Origin of the sequence: Amaricoccus macauensis, assembly GCF_014201905.1 — a bacterium.
Lineage (GTDB): Bacteria > Pseudomonadota > Alphaproteobacteria > Rhodobacterales > Rhodobacteraceae > Amaricoccus > Amaricoccus macauensis.
Genome location: NZ_JACHFM010000002.1, coordinates 1,087,349 through 1,104,775, shown reverse-complemented (window position 1 = coordinate 1,104,775; position 17,427 = coordinate 1,087,349). Strand labels below are relative to the sequence as shown.

21 protein-coding genes are annotated in these 17,427 nt (G+C 68.3%); 12 read left to right on the top strand and 9 right to left on the bottom strand.

Going from position 1 to position 17,427, the window contains the following annotated elements; genetic code table 11:
• The first annotated feature begins 29 nt into the window (after positions 1-29).
• Positions 30-335, top strand: a complete 306-nt coding sequence (gene clpS, locus HNP73_RS12730; protein WP_184149793.1) for an ATP-dependent Clp protease adapter ClpS — start codon at positions 30-32, stop codon at positions 333-335.
• 16 nt (positions 336-351) lie between these two features.
• Here the strand turns inward: clpS and HNP73_RS12725 are convergent, their stop codons facing one another.
• Positions 352-1,281 (bottom strand): protein-disulfide reductase DsbD domain-containing protein, encoded by a 930-nt coding sequence (locus HNP73_RS12725; RefSeq protein WP_184149790.1) that lies wholly within the window; start codon positions 1,279-1,281, stop codon positions 352-354.
• A gap of 187 nt (positions 1,282-1,468) precedes the next feature.
• Between HNP73_RS12725 and ispH the strand changes: the two genes are divergently transcribed.
• Positions 1,469-2,419, top strand: a complete 951-nt coding sequence (gene ispH / locus HNP73_RS12720; RefSeq protein ID WP_184149787.1) for a 4-hydroxy-3-methylbut-2-enyl diphosphate reductase — start codon at positions 1,469-1,471, stop codon at positions 2,417-2,419.
• 6 nt (positions 2,420-2,425) lie between these two features.
• Positions 2,426-2,932 (top strand): ribonuclease HI, encoded by a 507-nt coding sequence (gene rnhA, locus HNP73_RS12715; protein WP_184149784.1) that lies wholly within the window; start codon positions 2,426-2,428, stop codon positions 2,930-2,932.
• A 12-nt stretch (positions 2,933-2,944) separates the two neighbouring features.
• Here the strand turns inward: rnhA and HNP73_RS12710 are convergent, their stop codons facing one another.
• From HNP73_RS12710 to HNP73_RS12680, 7 genes are all read right to left on the bottom strand, one after another.
• Positions 2,945-3,871: a dihydrodipicolinate synthase family protein gene (locus HNP73_RS12710; RefSeq protein WP_184149782.1), complete on the bottom strand. Its 927-nt coding sequence runs from the start codon at positions 3,869-3,871 to the stop codon at positions 2,945-2,947.
• Positions 3,868-4,572 carry a ribonuclease activity regulator RraA gene (locus HNP73_RS12705; protein ID WP_184149779.1) on the bottom strand — a complete coding sequence of 235 codons (705 nt, stop codon included), beginning with the start codon at positions 4,570-4,572 and terminating at the stop codon, positions 3,868-3,870. Before HNP73_RS12705 ends, HNP73_RS12710 begins: the two co-directional genes overlap by 4 nt.
• A gap of 117 nt (positions 4,573-4,689) precedes the next feature.
• Complete coding sequence (locus HNP73_RS12700; RefSeq protein WP_184149776.1) at positions 4,690-5,340, bottom strand: MSMEG_1061 family FMN-dependent PPOX-type flavoprotein; 651 nt, start codon at positions 5,338-5,340, stop codon at positions 4,690-4,692.
• Positions 5,340-6,524, bottom strand: a complete 1,185-nt coding sequence (locus HNP73_RS12695; RefSeq protein WP_184149773.1) for an amino acid aminotransferase — start codon at positions 6,522-6,524, stop codon at positions 5,340-5,342. The genes HNP73_RS12700 and HNP73_RS12695 overlap by 1 nt, the downstream gene beginning before the upstream one ends.
• 19 nt (positions 6,525-6,543) lie before the next feature.
• The gene (locus HNP73_RS12690; protein WP_184149771.1) at positions 6,544-7,101 is read right to left on the bottom strand and encodes a GNAT family N-acetyltransferase; all 558 of its coding nucleotides are present in this window, start codon (positions 7,099-7,101) and stop codon (positions 6,544-6,546) included.
• On the bottom strand, positions 7,098-7,949 hold the full coding sequence (gene sseA / locus HNP73_RS12685) for a 3-mercaptopyruvate sulfurtransferase (protein WP_184149769.1): 852 nt from the start codon (positions 7,947-7,949) through the stop codon (positions 7,098-7,100). Before sseA ends, HNP73_RS12690 begins: the two co-directional genes overlap by 4 nt.
• 114 nt (positions 7,950-8,063) lie before the next feature.
• Positions 8,064-9,080, bottom strand: coding sequence for a substrate-binding domain-containing protein (locus HNP73_RS12680; protein WP_184149767.1), 1,017 nt, complete (start codon positions 9,078-9,080; stop codon positions 8,064-8,066).
• Between the two features lie 446 nt (positions 9,081-9,526).
• On the opposite strand from HNP73_RS12680, the gene rnk reads away from it, so the two are divergent.
• On the top strand, positions 9,527-9,931 hold the full coding sequence (gene rnk, locus HNP73_RS12675; RefSeq protein WP_184149765.1) for a nucleoside diphosphate kinase regulator: 405 nt from the start codon (positions 9,527-9,529) through the stop codon (positions 9,929-9,931).
• An 87-nt stretch (positions 9,932-10,018) separates the two neighbouring features.
• Here rnk and thrS read toward each other — a convergent pair whose 3' ends face one another.
• Complete coding sequence (gene thrS / locus HNP73_RS12670) at positions 10,019-11,992, bottom strand: threonine--tRNA ligase (RefSeq protein WP_184150709.1); 1,974 nt, start codon at positions 11,990-11,992, stop codon at positions 10,019-10,021.
• Positions 11,993-12,354: 362 nt separating this feature from the next.
• Between thrS and HNP73_RS12665 the strand changes: the two genes are divergently transcribed.
• The 8 genes from HNP73_RS12665 to HNP73_RS12630 all read left to right on the top strand — a co-directional run bounded on the left by HNP73_RS12665 (position 12,355) and on the right by HNP73_RS12630 (position 17,164).
• Positions 12,355-13,494: an amine dehydrogenase large subunit gene (locus HNP73_RS12665; RefSeq protein WP_184149763.1), complete on the top strand. Its 1,140-nt coding sequence runs from the start codon at positions 12,355-12,357 to the stop codon at positions 13,492-13,494.
• A gap of 1 nt (position 13,495) precedes the next feature.
• On the top strand, positions 13,496-14,044 hold the full coding sequence (locus HNP73_RS12660; protein WP_184149762.1) for a MauE/DoxX family redox-associated membrane protein: 549 nt from the start codon (positions 13,496-13,498) through the stop codon (positions 14,042-14,044).
• Entirely contained in the window at positions 14,041-14,628 is a 588-nt protein-coding gene (locus tag HNP73_RS12655) for a thioredoxin domain-containing protein (RefSeq protein ID WP_184149759.1), read from the top strand. The genes HNP73_RS12660 and HNP73_RS12655 overlap by 4 nt, the downstream gene beginning before the upstream one ends.
• 24 nt (positions 14,629-14,652) lie before the next feature.
• Positions 14,653-15,180 carry a methylamine dehydrogenase light chain gene (locus HNP73_RS12650; protein ID WP_184149756.1) on the top strand — a complete coding sequence of 176 codons (528 nt, stop codon included), beginning with the start codon at positions 14,653-14,655 and terminating at the stop codon, positions 15,178-15,180.
• Positions 15,180-15,629 carry a c-type cytochrome gene (locus tag HNP73_RS12645; protein WP_184149753.1) on the top strand — a complete coding sequence of 150 codons (450 nt, stop codon included), beginning with the start codon at positions 15,180-15,182 and terminating at the stop codon, positions 15,627-15,629. The genes HNP73_RS12650 and HNP73_RS12645 overlap by 1 nt, the downstream gene beginning before the upstream one ends.
• Before the next feature lie 39 nt (positions 15,630-15,668).
• On the top strand, positions 15,669-16,097 hold the full coding sequence (locus HNP73_RS12640; protein ID WP_184149750.1) for a c-type cytochrome: 429 nt from the start codon (positions 15,669-15,671) through the stop codon (positions 16,095-16,097).
• Positions 16,098-16,169: 72 nt separating this feature from the next.
• Complete coding sequence (locus HNP73_RS12635; RefSeq protein ID WP_184149747.1) at positions 16,170-16,799, top strand: hypothetical protein; 630 nt, start codon at positions 16,170-16,172, stop codon at positions 16,797-16,799.
• A complete protein-coding gene (locus HNP73_RS12630; RefSeq protein ID WP_184149744.1) occupies positions 16,796-17,164 on the top strand; it encodes a cytochrome c3 family protein in 369 nt (122 codons plus the stop codon). Before HNP73_RS12635 ends, HNP73_RS12630 begins: the two co-directional genes overlap by 4 nt.
• Positions 17,165-17,427: the final 263 nt, after the last annotated feature.

Genomic DNA, 17,427 nt, shown 5'->3' with positions numbered 1-17,427 from the left:
TCCCACCGCCAAGCATGAATCGCATTGCCATGTCCGAGACCGACACACGTTCGCGCGTCGAAACCAGGCCCCAGATCGAGCGGCCGAAAGTCTACAAGGTCCTGCTGCTCAATGACGACTACACGCCGCGGGATTTCGTTGTCGCCATCCTGCGCGCCGTCTTCCGCATGACGACCGATCAGGCCAACGGCGTGATGCTCGCGGCGCACGTGCAAGGCATGTGTGTCGTCGCGGTCTACACCCGCGAGATCGCCGAGACGAAGGCGACCGAGGCGACCGACATGGCCCAGCGTGAGGGCTTCCCGCTGCTCTTCACCATCGAGCCCGAGGACTGAGGGCTCCCGCGCCGGCTCAGCCCGGCGCCTCGCACCCGCGGATATCCACGACCCGGTCAGGCCCGAGGACGGTCAGCCGCATGTCATCCCGCGCGATCACCGATGTTGCGTCCGATCCCAGCGCCTCCATTGGCGCGCTTGCCGTGAGCGTCAGTCCCTCGACGCTGCTCTGCGGCGTGCCGATCCAGATATCCGGCCGGCCTGGTTCGATCAGGGCGATCTCGCCCGGGTTCGTCGGCTGTGCGAAGGTGACGGTCGCGATGATCTCGTCACCGTCGGCGCCCGGTGTGAGCGTACAGGTGGCGCGCACCACGCCCGCCTCTGCGGCGCTCTGGGCGCGCTGGGCAAGTGCCGTCTCGATCTCGTGACGCCCGTCCTCCGCCGCGTCGGGGGCAAGCGCCAGTTCCGCCGAGGCCTCGGCGGCGATGCAGATGTCCGAGCAGACGCCGAAGTCTGCCTCAAGCGTGATCTCCATGGGCGCTGACGGATCGGCTGGCCTCAGCCGGACAGGCAGCACCAGCTTCTGCTCGTAGCCGAAGGTCTGCATTCCCTCGGTCTCGAACATGATCGGCCGTGGCCACTCGTAGGAAACCGCCGCAAGGTTTCGCGACTCCGACCAGTCAAAGCGTGGCGGGATCCCTGCCTCGCCGGGGATGCGCCAGTAGGTGTGCCAGCCGGGCGCCAGCGCGATTTCGATCGCGGCCACCCGCGAGCCGTCGGGCGCGCGCCAGCCGGAGAGGAGGCGCATGCCCGGAGCGGCGGCGGCGGCAATCCCCGTGGCGATCGAAGCAACGCTGCGGCTTACCTCCGGGATCACGGCTGCGGCTGCGGCCGGGCCGGCTTCCTCTGCCGTGGCAGGGGTCGGAACCGCGTCCTCCGCCAGGGCGACGACGGGTGCCGCGATGGCAAGGCCGGCGGCTGCTGTGGCAAGGACAATCGGATGCATCTTGGTCTTTCGGCACAGATTCCCTTTCGGATGTGCCGCGAAATCGTGCAAACCAACAGTCACAACTCGGCGAGCCTCGCGGCTTCGCGAGCGGCAGTTGCGCCAAAGCCCATGCGCCGCGGCTTGACCGCGCCGCTGAATGGCGGTCTTGTGCCGGCCCGCTCCATTGTCTCCCCGGGATCCGCTCATGGCCGAGCCGCTCACTCTCTATCTTGCCGCCCCCCGCGGCTTTTGCGCCGGCGTTGATCGCGCCATCAAGATCGTCGAGATGGCCCTCGAGAAGTGGGGTGCGCCAGTCTACGTGCGGCATGAGATCGTTCACAACCGCTATGTGGTCGAGGGGCTGAAGGCCAAGGGCGCGGTCTTCGTCGAGGAGCTGTCCGACTGCCCGCCCGACCGCCCTGTGGTGTTTTCCGCCCACGGCGTGCCGAAGGCGGTGCCGGCCGAGGCCGAGGCCCGGCGGATGCTCTACGTCGATGCGACATGCCCGCTGGTCTCGAAGGTCCACCTCGAGGCCGAGCGTCACCATCAGAGCGGCCTGCAGATGGTGATGATCGGCCACGCCGGCCACCCGGAAGTGATCGGCACCATGGGCCAGCTCCCGGACGGCGCGGTGATTCTCGTCGAGACGGTTGCGGACGTCGCGGGCATCGCGCCGATCGATCCGGGCCGGCTCGCCTACATCACCCAGACGACGCTCTCGATCGACGACACCGCCGAGATCGTCGCCGCGCTGCGCGTGCGCTTCCCGGCGATCATCGGGCCGCACAAGGAAGACATCTGCTACGCCACCACCAACCGGCAGGAAGCGGTGAAGGCGATGGCGCCGAAGATCGAGGCGCTGCTCGTCATCGGCGCCCCGAACTCCTCGAACTCCCAGCGGCTGGTCGAGGTCGGCCGCCGGTCGGGCTGCGCCTACTCGCAGCTCGTGCAACGGGCGAGCGACATCGACTGGCGCGCGATCGCGGGCGCCCGTTCGATCGGCATCACCGCCGGGGCCTCGGCGCCGGAGGTGCTGGTGGAAGAGGTGATCGCCGCCTTCCGCGCGCGCTACGACGTGACCGAGCGTCTGGTGGAGACCGCGCAGGAGAACGTCGAATTCAAGGTGCCGCGGATCTTCCGCTCGAAGGTGGCGTGAGCATTCATGAGTGACGACGGGCCGGCGATCTTCGCCTTCACCGATGGTGCCTGCTCCGGCAATCCCGGCCCGGGCGGCTGGGGCGTGGTGCTGCAGGCGCGCGAGGGCGACGAGGTCGTCCGCGTTCGCGAGCTCTCGGGCGGCGAGCCGCAGACCACCAACAACCGCATGGAGCTGATGGCGGCGATCTCGGCGCTGGAAACCCTGACCCGTCCGACGCGGCTCTCCGTCGTCACCGACAGCGTCTACGTCCGCGACGGCGTGACCAAGTGGATCCACGGCTGGCGCCGCAACGGCTGGAAGACCGCCGCGGGGAAGCCGGTGAAGAACGAAGACCTCTGGAAACGCCTCGACGCCGCCGCCGCGCCGCACACCGTCGCGTGGGAGTGGATCAAGGGCCACGCCGGTCACGTGGAGAACGAGCGCGCCGACGAACTCGCCCGCGAGGCGATGGCGCCGTTCAAGAAGAAGAAATCCGCCCGGCCCGAGGACGTCGGCAGCCTCGGGCGGTAGCCCCGGCGCCGCTCAGAGTGCCGCGCGCGCATCCTTCCGGGCGAGGCGTTCCAGCAGATAGTCGACTTCCGCCCGCCCGGTCGCCGAGAGCGCAGGCCCGGGCTTGCGCTGCACGTCCGACCCGATGACGCCGCGCCGCATCAGCACGTACTTCCGCACCGAGAGACCAACCCCCGGCTGCTGCTCGTAGCGGATGAGCGGCAGGTGGGCGTCGAAGAGATCGTGTGCCGCGTCGCGCTCACCCCTGGCGTGCAGGTCGATGAGTTCCACCAGCATGTCGGGGAAGGCGTAGCCGGTCATCGCACCGTCCGAGCCGCGCTCGGGCTCGAAGTCGAGGAAAATCCCGCCGTTCGCGGTCAGGATCGAGAACGGGCGGAGCGTGCCGTCAGCCTGCAACTTGCGCAGCGCCGTGAGCTTCTCAAGCCCCGGCCAGTCCTCGGCCTTCAGCATGACACAGGACGGATGCTCCGCCATGATCCGGGCGATCACCGGCACCGAGAGGATGACCGAGAGCGTCAGCGGATAGTCCTGCAACGCCCACGGCACGTCCGGCCCGATCGCCTCCACGGCTTGCGCGAAGTAGGCCGCGATCTGCTCGTCGCTCCGAAGGTGCGGGGCAGGGGCCACCATCACCCCGGCCGCGCCGGCGTCCATGGCGTCCCGCGCGAGGCTTCGCATCGCCGCGAAGCCCGGAGCCGAGACGCCGACCACGACCGGCACGCGCGAGCGCGCGACGACGCGCCGGGCGATGGCGCGCGACTCCTCGGGCTCGAGCTTCTGCGCCTCGCCCATGATCCCGAGGATCGTCATGCCGGTGGCGCCGGCGTCCTGATAGAAGTCCGTCAGCCGGTCGACGCCGTCGAGATCGAGCCGGCCGTCCGGGTGAAACGGCGTTGCCGCGATCGGATAGACCCCGGTCGTCCCGGTCCCGAAGCTCATTTCCCGGCCTTCGATGCGGCGTAACGCGCCTTGGTCTCGTCGTTCATCGGGTAGAGCCCGGGCAGCGGCACGCCGCGCTCCACCTCGGTCATGATCCAGGCTTCCATCGCCTCCTGCTCCGGCGCCTCGGCCAGCACCGCGTCGAGGAGCGCCGCCGGGATCAGCACGGCTCCGTCGTCGTCCGCGACCACCACGTCATCGGGGAAGACCGCGACGCCGCCGCAGGCCACCGGCTCCTGCCAGCCGACAAAGGTCAGTCCCGCGACCGACGGCGGGGCGGCAACGCCGTCGCACCAGACCGGCAGGCCGGTGCCGAGCACGCCGGCCGCGTCGCGCATCACCCCGTCGGTCACGAGGCCCGCCACGTCGCGCTTCACCATTCGGGCGCAGAGGATGTCGCCGAAGATGCCGGCGTCGGTCACGCCCATGGCGTCGGCGACGACGATCACCCCCTCGGGCATCGCCTCGATGGCGGCGCGCGTCGAGATCGGCGAGGCCCAGCTCGCCGGCGTCGCCAGATCCTCGCGGGCCGGCACGAAGCGCAGGGTGAAGGCCGGACCGACGAGGCGGCCCTGACCCTCGCGGATCGGCCGCGTGCCGCGCATCCAGACGTTGCGCAGGCCCTTCTTCAGCAACACCGTGGTGAGCGTTGCCGTCGAGACGCCCTCAAGGATTTCAACGGTCTTCGGATCGAGCGCCATGACTGGTTCCCTAAGGGTTGATTGCGATCGCTCCCGGCTCGCCGCAGGGCGCGTACATGGTGTCGTCGAGGCCCGCGCGCGCGGCTGATCTCCGGATCGGCTGCCGTCCCGAAGAGCTCAGTACAGCCGGTCCCGCACGCTCGCCGCGAGTCCCGCCGCCACATCCTCGACCGGGTCGGCAATCTTGCCGTGCACCTTGATCGTCTCCGCGAGGCTCGGCACGTCGGAGATGTCGGGCCAGTCCTCCGGCCGCCACAGGCCCGAGCGGATCATGCATTTCGGGCAGTGCGACATGACGCTCTCGACGGCGACGACCAGCACATGCTCGGGCGGGCGCCCGCGTTCGGCGAGATCCTGACGCAACGCCTCATCGCGCACGATCACGCCCTGACCGGTCACCCGCAACGTCCAGTCGATGCCGGGGACGATGAAGATGAGCCCGATCGCCGGATTGACCAGCAGGTTCTGGAAGGTGTCGAACCGCTTGTTCCCGAGCCGGTCCGGGATCGCCAGCGTCTTTTCGTCGAGCACACGAACGAAGCCCGCCGGATCGCCCTTCGGCGACACGTCCATCGCGCCGCCCTTGCCGACGGAGCCGATGAAGATGAACGGCGAGGCGGCAATGAAGCGGCGGCTCATCTCGTCGACGACCGCCACCTCCTTCACCGCCGCGCGCGGGGTGACGTTGCCCGAGACCGCGCGGATCTCGTCTTCGCTCTCCACCACCGAGGAAAAGCGGGCGCGGAGCCGTGCGACCTCGGGGTGCATCAGCTTTCCACCGAGGCAATGGCGGCGGCGAGCTTGCCGAGGCCCTGCGCCGGCAGGCCGGCGATGTTGATGCGGCTGTCGCCCACGGCATAGATGCCGAAGTCCTCGCGCAGCTTCACCACCTGTTCCGGGCTGAGCCCGAGCCGCGAGAACATCCCGCGATGGGTGCCGACGAAGTCGAAGCGGTCGGAGTTCGTCGCCCGGCGCAACTCGTTGGCGAGGCCCTTGCGCAGCTCCAGCATGCCTGCGCGCATGGACTCGAGCTCCGCCTGCCAGTCGGCCTTGAGCGCGGGGTCGCTCAGGATGAGCGCCACCACCTTCGCGCCGTGATCGGGCGGGAAGGAGAAGTTCAGCCGGCTGAGCGAGGCGAGGTTCGCCTTCGTGATCGCGGACTTCTCGGCGGTCTCCGAAATCGCGATGGCCGCGCCGACCCGGTCACGGTAGAGCCCGAAGTTCTTCGAGCAGCTGACCGCGAGGAGCATCTCGGGCACCGCCGCCGCCATGTGCCGCACGCCTGCGGCATCGGCTTCGAGCCCGTCACCGAAGCCCTGATAGGCGAGGTCGATGAACGGCACCACGCCGGCCTTCACCACGAAGTCGGTGACCTCGGCCCACTGCTCTAGCGTCAGGTTCGCGCCCGTCGGGTTGTGGCAGCAGCCGTGCAGCAGCAGTACATCCCCCGGCTTCATCGCCACGAGATCGGCCATCATCGCCGCGAAGTCGACGCCGCCAGTCGCTGCGTCGAAGTAGCGATAGGTCCGCGACGGGATGCCGAGATGGGCGAGCATCGCCGGATGGTTCGGCCAGGTCGGGTCGGAGTACCAGACCGTTGCGGCCGGGTTCGAGCGCTTGATGAGTTCCAGGATCTGGCGGATCGCGCCGGTGCCGCCCGGCGTCTGGGCGCCGGCGATCCGGTCGGCGGGCACCGACGAGCCGAGCGCAAGCTCACCCAGCAGCTTCACGAACTCCAGATCGCCGAGGATGCCCACGTATGACTTGCTGTCCTGCGTGTCGAGGAGACGCTTTTCCGCCGCCTTCACCGCGCGCATCACCGGGGTCTTGCCGTTCGCGTCCTTGTAGACGCCGACGCCGAGGTCGAGCTTTTCCGTGCGCGGGTCGGCGCGGAACATCTCCAGGAGTTCGATGATCTTGTCGGGGGGGGACGGCTTCAGCGTCTCGAACATTTGGCCCTCCAGGGCTTCGTCAGGAGTCGATCAGGGAGCGATCGCGGGTCAGCACCCGCTCGTAGGTCGTCCGGCGAACCGGCGCAAACCCTGCTTTCTGGTAGAGCGGCAGGGCGCGCGGATGGTCGAGCGAATTGGTGTTGACGGTGACAGACAGCGTGCCGGGCCGGTCCCACGCCGCGTGCACCGCCGTCTGGATCAGGAAGCTGCCAAGCCCGCGGCCGATCGCCTCGGGCACGAGGCCGAAGTACGACAGATCGACGGTCTCGGGTTGCCGGCCGTCGAGGATGAAGAAGCCATGCGGCCAGCCGTCGCGCACCAGCGTGTAGAGCGTCACCGCCGGATCGTGCAGGAACGCCACCACGTCCTCTGCGGGTGCGTCGTGCTGGTCGGTCCACTCGTAGTCGCGGCCGACCGCGTCGTAGAGGTCGAGAAAGTACCAGAGCGGCGGCCGGTCCGCCGCGATCAGCGCCGTTGTCGGGCCCACGGGCACATGCGGACGGGGATAGGCCGGGCGCGCCGCCATGCGGAGATAGGTGATCGTCACCTCCACGGATTCGCCGGCGCCGCGGATCATCCCACTTCGACCTTCAGATCCGGATACGCGCCCCATTCCGCCCAGGACCCGTCGTAGAGCGCATGGGTGCGGTTGCCGAGCCGCTCGAGCCCGAGGCTGAGGATCGCCGCAGAGATCCCGGAGCCGCAGGTGGTGACCACGGGCTTCGTCACGTCGACACCGCCCGCGGCGAAGGCGGCCTTGAGGCCGGCTGCGTCAAGCATGGTGCCGTCGGCATTCATCAGCGCGGTCCAGGGCACGTTCTTCGAGCCCGGGATGTGCCCCGAGCGCAGGCCCGGCCGCGGTTCCGGCGCCTCGCCGCGGAAGCGGTCGGCGGCGCGGGCGTCGACGATCTGCGCATCGCCGAGCTTCGTTGTCGCCGCAACCTGCGTCACGTCGCGCACGAGGCTCGCGTCACGGCGCGCGGTGAAATGCCGGTCGCGCATGATCGGGGTGCCGGCCTCCACGGGCCGCCCCTCGGCCTGCCACTTCGCCAGACCACCGTCGAGCACCGCCACATCGGTCTTGCCAAAGAGGCGGAACAGCCACCAGACACGCGGCGCGCTGAAGATGCCGACGCTGTCGTAGATCACCACCCGGTGCCCGTCGCCGATCCCGAGGCCGCGCATCCGCGAGACGAACTTTTCCACCGGCGGCGCCATGTGCGGCAGGTCGGACTGATCGTCGGAGATCTCGTCGATGTCGAAGAACCGCGCGCCCGGTATGTGGGCGGCCTCGAATTCCGCCTTCGGATCGCGCCCGGAGCCGGGCATGTGCCAGCTCGCGTCAAGTATGCGCAGATCGGGCGCTCCGAGATGGCTGTCGAGCCATTCGGTTGAAACCAGCAGCTTGGGATCGCTCTCGGCCATTGGTGCATCCCGGGGAGGTTATCGGAGCTTCCCGGATAGCCGCCCCGGCGCGCCAGCACAAGCGCCCGAGGCCACGGTCTTTCGACCGCGGCCCCGGAGATCAGACCGGAGGGGTCAGCCCCAGCAGAGCTTCAGGCCCTCTTCGGTGCTGATCGACTTGACGCCCGGCATCGGCTGGTCGGTGACGAGCGCCACGCCGGTATCGAAGAAAGTCTTGCCCTCGGTCGCCGCCGGCTTCTCGCCGGTCTCGGCGAATTTCGCGATCGCCTCGATGCCGAGGGCCGCCATCTGCAACGGGTACTGCTGCGCCGTCGCGCCGAGCGCGCCCTCGGCCACGTTCTTCACGCCCGGGCAGCCGCCGTCGACCGAGACGATCGTCACGTCCTTGTCCTTGCCGAGGCTGACCAGCGCCTGATAGGCGCCCGCCGCCGCCGGCTCGTTGACGGTGTAGACGAGATTGATCGTGGGATCGGTGGCGATGAGCTTCTCCATGGCGGTGACGCCGCCCTCCTCGGAGCCCTGCGTCACCTCATGGCCGACGATGCGCGGGTCGGTCTCGTCACCGATGATGGTCGGATCGTTGATCTCGATCCCGAAGCCCTTCATGAATCCCTGATCGCGCAGCTGGTCGATGGTCGGGAACGACGGCAGCGCGTCGAGCATGGCGATGCGCGCATCGGCCGCCTTGTCGCCGAGCTTCTCCTTCGCCCACTGGCCGATCAACTCGCCCGCGACGAAGTTGTCGGTGGCGAAGGTCATGTCGGCGGCGTCTGCCGGCGACAGCGGCGTGTCGAGGGCGATCACCAGAATGCCCTGCTTCTGGGCGTCCTGCATCATCGGCGCGATCTGTGACGGATCGTTCGCCACCATCAGGATGCCCTTGGCGCCCGACGCGAGGCAGGCCTCGACCGCGGTCACCTGGCTCTCGTGGTCGCCATCGAACTTGCCGGCGGCGATGCTGAGCTCCACGCCGAGCTCCTTCGCCTTCGCGACGGCGCCCTCGCGCATCTTGGTGAAGAAAGGGTTCGAGTCCGTCTTGGTGATGAGGCAGGCCGAGATCGGCGCCGCCATCGCACCCGATCCGATGCCCAGAGCGAGCGCGAAAGCGGTTCCAGCCAGCAGAAGTTTCATGCGGTTCCTCCTGAAGATCCGTTCCTGTGCGGAACTGTGTGTAACGATAAACCGGACGCAACCGTTGCGTTGACCGCCGACACGGCGTAACTGGCGCGGGCTTGCATTGGCTGGCGTCCTCCCCCGAGGCGGTCCCGGCGGTTTTCCCGCCTGTGATGTCGGACCTGTCGGTCAGCGTGCTCTGACGTCCGCCGCGAAGTCAAGCGACGTGACGTCAGCCGTGCGTCGAGCTTGACGCAAGGGAAGCGAGCCCCTACCTCAATTACATGGAGACGATCGCATTCAAATGGTCGCGGGCCGGAGGTAGGCCGCTGCTTCGTTCGCTGCTGCGAACGATCTGAGCCGGTACGCTCGCGTCACCGATCTTCTTCTGAAGTCCCCGCCCACAATCGAATTCTGACGATGCGTCCCTTCAGAGGGCGCCCGCCGTTACAAGGAGGAACGCAATGTCCGCCCCGACCTCGCAGGAACCACCCATCGTCCTCGACGCCGCCTGGAGCGACCGTCTGGAGGAGCTGGCGGCCGTCGCCATCCGCCGCGGGCTCGGGACCGTCGGGGACCGGCTGATGGCCGAAGTCGCCCGCGCCACGGTGCTGCCGAGTGCCGAGATGCCCGCCGACGTGGTCAATATCGGCTCCGCGGTGCGCTACCGCGACGAGGTGAGCGGGCGCGAGCATTCCGTGTCCCTGGTCCTGCCGCAGAACGTCGACATCGACCGTGGCCGCATCTCCGTGCTCACCCCGGTCGGCGCCGCGCTGATCGGCCTCAGGACCGGCGCCACCATCGGCTGGGAAACCCGTGAGGGCGAAGAGCGCCGCCTGACCGTGCTTGAGGTGACCCCGGCCAAGTGACGGGACCAGCGACCGCGATCGGCCTGTTCGCTGGAGCCGCTGCGTGCGGCGGATGCGGCGAACAGGCCCGCGGGGTGTTTCTGAGGCCTACCTCAGATCCGGCGGCGTCGCCTCCGCGCCCAGCTCCGCGATGATGGCGTCGAGCGCCGCCACCCGGCTGCCCTGTTCGCCGAGCCGTCGCACCGAGACGGTGCGCTCCTCGACCTCGCGGCCGCCGACCGCGAGAATGACCGGCACCTTGGCGAGTGAGTGCTCGCGGACCTTGTAGTTGATCTTCTCGTTCCGAAGATCAGCCTCGACCCTGAGCCCCGCCGCTTTCAGCGCCGCCACCACCTCCAGCGCATAGTCGTTCGCTTCGGAGACGATCGGCGCCACCACGATCTGCCGCGGCGCGAGCCAGAGCGGGAAGCGCCCGGCATAGTGCTCGATCAGGAGCCCGATGAAGCGCTCGAACGTGCCGAACACCGCCCGGTGCAGCATCACCGGCCGATGCCGCCCGCCGTCCTCGCCCACGTAGGACGCATCGAGCCGCTCGGGCAGCACGTAGTCGAGCTGGAACGTGCCGCACTGCCACGTGCGCCCGATCGCGTCGGTCAGGTGGAATTCGAGCTTCGGCCCGTAGAACGCACCCTCGCCAACCGCGATGTCGAACTCCAGCCCGGCGGCGCGCAGCGCGTCGGAGAGCGCGTCCTCCGCCCGGTCCCACGTCGCGTCGTCGCCCGCCCGCACGTCCGGCCGCGTCGCGAGCTTGTAGGAAATGTCGGTCATGCCCATGTGGCCGTAGACCCGGGCGAAGAGCGCGAGAAACCGGCTCGTCTCGTCCTTGATCTGGTCCTCGCGGCAGAAGATGTGCGCGTCGTCCTGCGTCATCTGCCGCACGCGCATCAGCCCGTGCAGCGCGCCATGTGCCTCGTTGCGGTGGCAGCAGCCGAACTCCGCCATCCGGAGCGGCAGGTCGCGGTAGCTCTTGGTGCCCTGCCGGAAGATCTGCACGTGGCCAGGGCAGTTCATCGGCTTCAGCGCCATGAGCTGCGCCTTGCCCGACATCACCGGATCGGCATCCTCGTCGGCGGTCTCGGGGACTTCGTCCGGCACCACGAACATGTTCTCGCGGAACTTGCCCCAGTGCCCGGACTGCCGCCAGAGCTTCGAGTCGAGCAGCTGCGGCGTCTTCACCTCCACATAGCCGTCGGCGTCGAGCTGACGGCGGATGTAGGCTTCGAGCTCGCGCCACAGGCGGAAGCCGTTCGGATGCCAGAACACCGACCCCTGCGCCTCTGGCTGCAGGTGGAAGAGGTCCATCTCCTTCGCGAGCTTGCGGTGGTCGCGCTTCGCGGCCTCCTCCAGCTGGTGGAGATAGGCGTCCAGATCGGCGCGTGAGCGGAACGCCACGCCATAGATGCGCTGGAGCATCGGTCGCGACGAGTCGCCCCGCCAGTAGGCACCGGCGATCGACATGAGCTTGAACGCGTCCGGCGGCACCTGCCCGGTGTGGGCGAGGTGCGGGCCGCGGCAGAGATCCTGCCAGTGGCCGTGCCAGTACATGCGGATCGGATCCGCGCCGGGGATCGCCTCGACCAACTCCACCTTGTAGGGCTCGCCCGACGCCTCGTAATGCCGGATCGCCCGGTCACGCTCCCAGACCTCGGTGCGCACCGGGTCGCGCGCGGCGATGATCTGCCGCATGCGCGCCTCGATCGCCCCCAGATCCTCCGGGGTGAACGGCTCCTGGCGATCGAAGTCGTAGTACCAGCCGTTATCGATGACCGGGCCGATCGTCACCTTCACGTCGGGCCAGAGCTCCTGCACCGCGCGCGCCATGATGTGGGCGCAGTCGTGGCGGATGAGTTCGAGTGCCGCCTCGTCCTTCGCGGTGACGATGGCGAGCGACACGTCCTTCTCGATCGGCAGCGACAGATCGGACAGCCGCCCGTCGACCACCGCGGCCAGCGCCGCCTTTCCGAGGGATTTGGAGATCCCGGTCGCGACATCGGCTGCGGTCGATCCCGCCGGCACCTGTCGTACCGCGCCGTCGGGGAGCGTGACCGCCACCTCCCGCACATTGGGTTCGAGGTCGCTCATCACACTACTCCAATCGGTTCGGCGCCTACGATGCGCCCGGTTCTGAGGAAATCGCGACGTAGGCGCAGCGCCCCTCGGGTGTCAAGCGCGCCGACGCAATCCGGCGGGAAAGGTTCCCTTTGCCCTGTCGACGCCGATGCGCAATGGTGGGGTGCGGCGATTCTCACAAATTGGTGAGAAAACGCCCGGTCCGTCGAAGTGGAGCATGAGAGACAACATGCGTGTCACCCGTTTCTCGACCAGTGGCCATGCCGTCATCTGCTTGCTCTGACTGCCATTTCCCGGTTGCGATCCCCGCTGCCGGACGTTTCCGCCATTCGTCCCCGAACCGAGGCCTTGTCATGAAACGCCAGATCCACGCAGTTCTCTCGGTCGTCGTTCTCTCGGGCCTCGCCGCCTCGGGCGCCTTTGCGCAAGGTGTCGAGCCCGAGACCTTGTCGGTGATGGAGCGCATCCCCGAAGGGCCGCATGTCTACGTCATGGACTTCGGCATCAACGGCGCGAGTCCGATCTACGTGCTGAACGGTGACGACCTGTCGCTGCTCGGCTCGATCACCACCGGCACCTTCGCCACCATGAAGATGAGCGACGACAAGTCGACGCTCTACTCGTCTTCCGCCTACCTCCGCCGCTATACCTATGGCGAGGTCGAGGCGGTGATCCACGCGTGGGATCCGCAGACGTTGTCGATCAAGAAGGAATTCACGGTCACCCCCAAGGTCGCGCAGGCGCTGAGCCAGCGGGGCACGCTGAACGCCTCCGCTGACGGCAAGTACCTGCTGATCCAGAACGCGACCCCGGCCACCTCGATCACCATCGCCGACGCCGTCGAAGGCAAGGACCTCGCCGAGATCCCGACCCCGGGCTGCTGGACGGCGTATCCCTCGGTTGAAGGCATGTCCTTCACCACACTCTGCGGCGACGGCACGGTGGCGAAGTACACCTACGATGCCAGCGGCAAGGCGGGGCAGCCGGCGAAGTCGGACAAGATCTTCGACGCCGACAAGGACCCGCTCTACGGCGATGCCATGCGCATCGACGGCAAGCTCGTCTATGTCTCCTACGGCGGCACGCTCTACGTCATCGACGACAGCGGCGAGAAGCCGACCCTCGCAAAGACCGTGCCCTTCACCGAAGAGGGCTGGGCGCCGGGCGGCTACAACCTCATGGCCTACAACAAGCCGACGAACACCCTGTTCATCCTGATGCACTCGGAGCCGTTCGACGGATCGCACAAGGCCCCGGCCGAAGAGATCTGGGCGATCGACATGGCGACCGACAAGGTCGTCGGCCGCTCCGAGGCGCATCACGAGGCGAGTCTCACGGTCAGCGCCACCGATGATCCGGTGGTCTATGCCATCGACCACATGGGCGGCGTCCACCGCTACGCCGTGGAGAAGGGCGACAAGGTGACCCTCACCCAGACCGCGTCGCGCGAAGGCGTCACCATGTTCCCGACCATCGTCGAGGCCGACTTCTGAGATGTTCGAGGAATCGACCGGCCCTGCCGCACTGGCAGCAGTTACGATCACCACGTTTCTGGTGATCGTGCTGGCGCGTGCCGCCTGGCACAAGATCGACCGGTTTCTTGAGACGGTGGGCTTCGCGCAAGGCTACGGCCTGGTGCCGGAGGCCGCGGCGGCGCCCGTCGTCCGCGCCCTGACGGCGGCCGAGGGGGTGACGATCCTCGCGCTACTCGTCCCGGTGACACGCCCGCTGGGCGGTCTCGCCGCCGCCGGTCTCTTTGCCGGCTACGGCGCCCTGATGGCGGTGGCGCTGCGGCAGGGACGCACCCGGATCGAGTGCGGCTGCGGCGGTCCGCCGCAGCTCGTCTCGGGCTTCACGCTGGCGCGCAACGCCGGTCTCGCGGCCCTCGGGCTGGCCGTCGCCGTGCTGCCGGTGGCGTCAGTCCCGCCGCTCGGCGCGCTCCTCGCCATCGTCGCGGCGCTGGTTCTCGCGGCGCAGTACGGCATCCTCGAAAAGCTCGCCTCGCATCTTCCCAACATCCGCACGGGGGAGGGGACACGATGAGCCTGCTCGGCTTCGCCGTCATCGCGCTCTGGGTCGTCGTGATCCTGCAGCTCGGCGTGATCTTCGCCCTCGCGCGGCAGGTCGGGATCCTCTTCGAGCGCGTCTCGCCGGTCGGCGCGATGATCTCGTCGAACGGCCCCGAGCTCGGCGAGACGGTGCCCGCTCTCGTCCTGCCGAACCTGAACGGCGCGCCGCTGACACTCGGGCAGGGGGGCCGGTCGCAACTCGTCTTCTTCCTGTCCACCAGCTGCCCGATCTGCAAGGCGCTGCTGCCGGCGCTGAAGTCGATCCGGGGTGACGAGGGCAAGTGGCTCGACGTCATCCTTGCCTCCGATGGCCGGGAGACACTGCACCGGAAGCTGATCGAGGCGGAGGGGCTCGGGGCGTTTCCCTACGTCCTCTCGTCCGAACTCGGAATGAACTTCAAGGTGGCCAAGCTCCCGTTCGCCGTCCTGATCGATGATCGCGGCACGGTGGCGTCCAAGGGCCTCGTCAACAGCCGCGAGCAGCTCGAAAGCCTGTTCACCGCATCGGAAACCGGCATCCCGTCCTATCAGGCGGCGGTCGCCGGAATGTCCTCGTAACGCGTCGCAAGAAGGAACCCGATCATGTCCCGCATCATCGACAGCTTGCTGAAGCGCTTCGACAAGGCCGTCGAGGCGAATGTGCGTTCGTCCGCCCGCAGCTACGGCCGTCGCTCGTTCCTCGCGACGACCGGCACGGTCCTTGCCGGCGCCGCCGCTGGCCTGCCGATCCTGCCCTTCGATCGCCGGGCGAACGCCGCCACCGGCGACGAAGCGGCCGATCCGTGCAGCTACTGGCGCCAGTGCGCCATCGACGGCTTCGTCTGCGAGGAGTCGGGCGGTTCGATCACCCAATGCCCGCCGGGCACCTCGACGTCAGCCGTGTCCTGGGTCGGCACCTGCATGAACCCGGACGACAACAAGAACTATCTGATCAGCTATAACGACTGCTGCGGCAAGCAGGCGGTCTTTGGCGCGACGTTCTGCAACAACAACAAGGGCGAGCGGCCGGGCTACCGCATGGGCCTCTACAACGACATCAACTGGTGCATGGCCAACACCGACAAGGGCTACCACTGCACCGTGTCCATCGTCATGGGACAAGCCGAATAATGACCAATTCCCTCCCCAGGACAGCCGCCGCCATCCTGCTTCTGGCCTCTGCCGGCACCGCCGGTGCCGCCGACCTCGACGGCGCGGCGCTCTTCGAGACGCACTGCTCCGCCTGCCACAACGCGGGTGGCATCGGCACGCCGGGCTTCGCCCCGCCGCTCGACCGCCCGGAGTTCTGGCAGGAACTCGGCGACAACGCCCCGAAGTACATCGCGGGCGTCGTCACCAAGGGCCAGAACGCGCAGATCACCGTGCGCGGCGAGTCCTATGCCGGCACGATGATGCCCCCGGTGCCGGGCGCGTCCGACGAAGAGCTCGCGGCGATCACGACCTGGGTGCTCGACGACCTCGGCAAGACCGACAAGACGGTCACGCCCGAGGACATCGCCGCCGCCCGGAGCGGAATGACCATCGCCGATGTGAAGGCGATGCGGCCTGCAACGGAGTAGGAGTGCAACGGAGCACGGCCTCCAGCGGTTGAGAGAGTGATGCGACGGATCCTCGTATGCCTTGCGCTGCTTCTGCCGGGAGCGCCGGTTCTCGCCGGCGCCCTCTCCCCGCACGCCTCCTACATCCTGCAGTGCTCCGGCTGCCACCTCCTGAACGGGGAGGGGGCGCCCGAGGCCGGCATCCCGACCTTCCCGGGGTCCGTCGGCCTCATCGCCGGGGCCGACATCGGCCGGACCTACATGATGCACGTCCCCGGCGTCGTCTCGGCAAGCCTCAGCGACGCCGAGATTGCCGAGGTGGTGAACTACGTGCTCGACTCCTGGGGTGACGGTGCGGCGCACTTCACCGCCGAGGAGGTGGCACGCCGACGCGCCATCCCGGTCGGTGACGTGGTCGCGTTCCGCCGCGAGGTCGCCGCCGAACTGGCCACCGAGGGCATCACCATCGCCGACTATCCCTGGCCCTGAGGTGGGTCGGTCCGCGACCCGCCCGCCGCGCGTGCGCCCATCTCCTGCCGCCGCAGCAATGACCGCCCGCCCGTGATCGTCCTTGCCGTCATCGTTGCCCTGACATTCCTGCTGACCTTCGCCGGAGGCTCGCACGTGGGGGCCGGCTGGTTCTGGGACACCGGGAACGCGCTCGGCTTCGTTGCCCTCGCGGGTCTGCTCTTTCAGATGATCCCCTACGCCCGGGGCGCCACCACCCGGCGTCACGAGATCCTCGGCTACTGGGTGCTCGGCGTCGGCATGCTGCACGCCTTCTGGTTTCTCCTCGGCGACGGCGCGGTCTGGACCTACCTCCGGCCCGGCGCCCCGCTCGCCATGTGGTTCGGCCTCGCCGCGCTCGTCGTTCTCGCCGTGCTGACGGCGCTCGCCCGGATGCCCGACAGGATGCGCGTCCACCGGCGCTTCCGCACGTTCCGCACGGTCCACCGCGTCCTCGGCTTCGCCCTCGTCGCGGCGGCGGGCCTGCACGTCATGCTCACCGGCTACTACCTCGGCCGTTGGGTGCAGGACGTGCTCTTCGTGCTCCTCGTCGCCGCCACCTGCCTCGGACGCTCCCGGTGGGCGCGCCTCGGTCAGGCGCCCATCGCATCGGGCCAGACGTTCGTGGCCCTCGGCATCGCCGCCACGAGCGCGTTCCTGCTCCTCAGGAACCTCCCCTGGTGAAGTGGCTCCTCGCCGCGCTGTTCCTCGCAGGGGCGATCCTCGTGATCACCGGCCCGCCCTGGCCGGTGCCGACGGCCAAGCGCGCGGTCTTCTCCGGCTCCGGCCGTGCGATCCTGCCGATGACCTTCATCCACAACGACCACAAGGGCGTGTCCTGCACCATCTGCCACCACGAGTTCGTCGACGGCACCACGGGCCTTTCCTGCATCAACTGCCACCTGACCGATCCGAAGGTCTCGGACATCTTCGAGACCCAGTTCCACGACCTCTGCCGCACCTGCCACATGGACGAGCAGGCAGCCGGCAAGCCGGGCGGCCCCACGCGCCACTGCGCCGCCTGCCACTTGCCGGACAATCAGTTCTGAGGGAGTAATCCGGCGGAAACGGCCGAAACGGCAGAATACTGCGGGTGATCATTCTCAGGCTATTCTGATCGGAACTCAGCCGGTTGCTGTCGCGTTGTGCGTTCATCATGTCAGGTCGCCAAGGACACAGGCTGTCTTTTGGCGGGAAGCCGGTCCTGATGATCAGGTCTGCCTGTCTGGCAGAATATCGCCCACACCCGGGGCGTCTCGTTGACACCCATCGCTGGCCTGAGAATGATGTCGGGCTTGATGTTTTCATGATC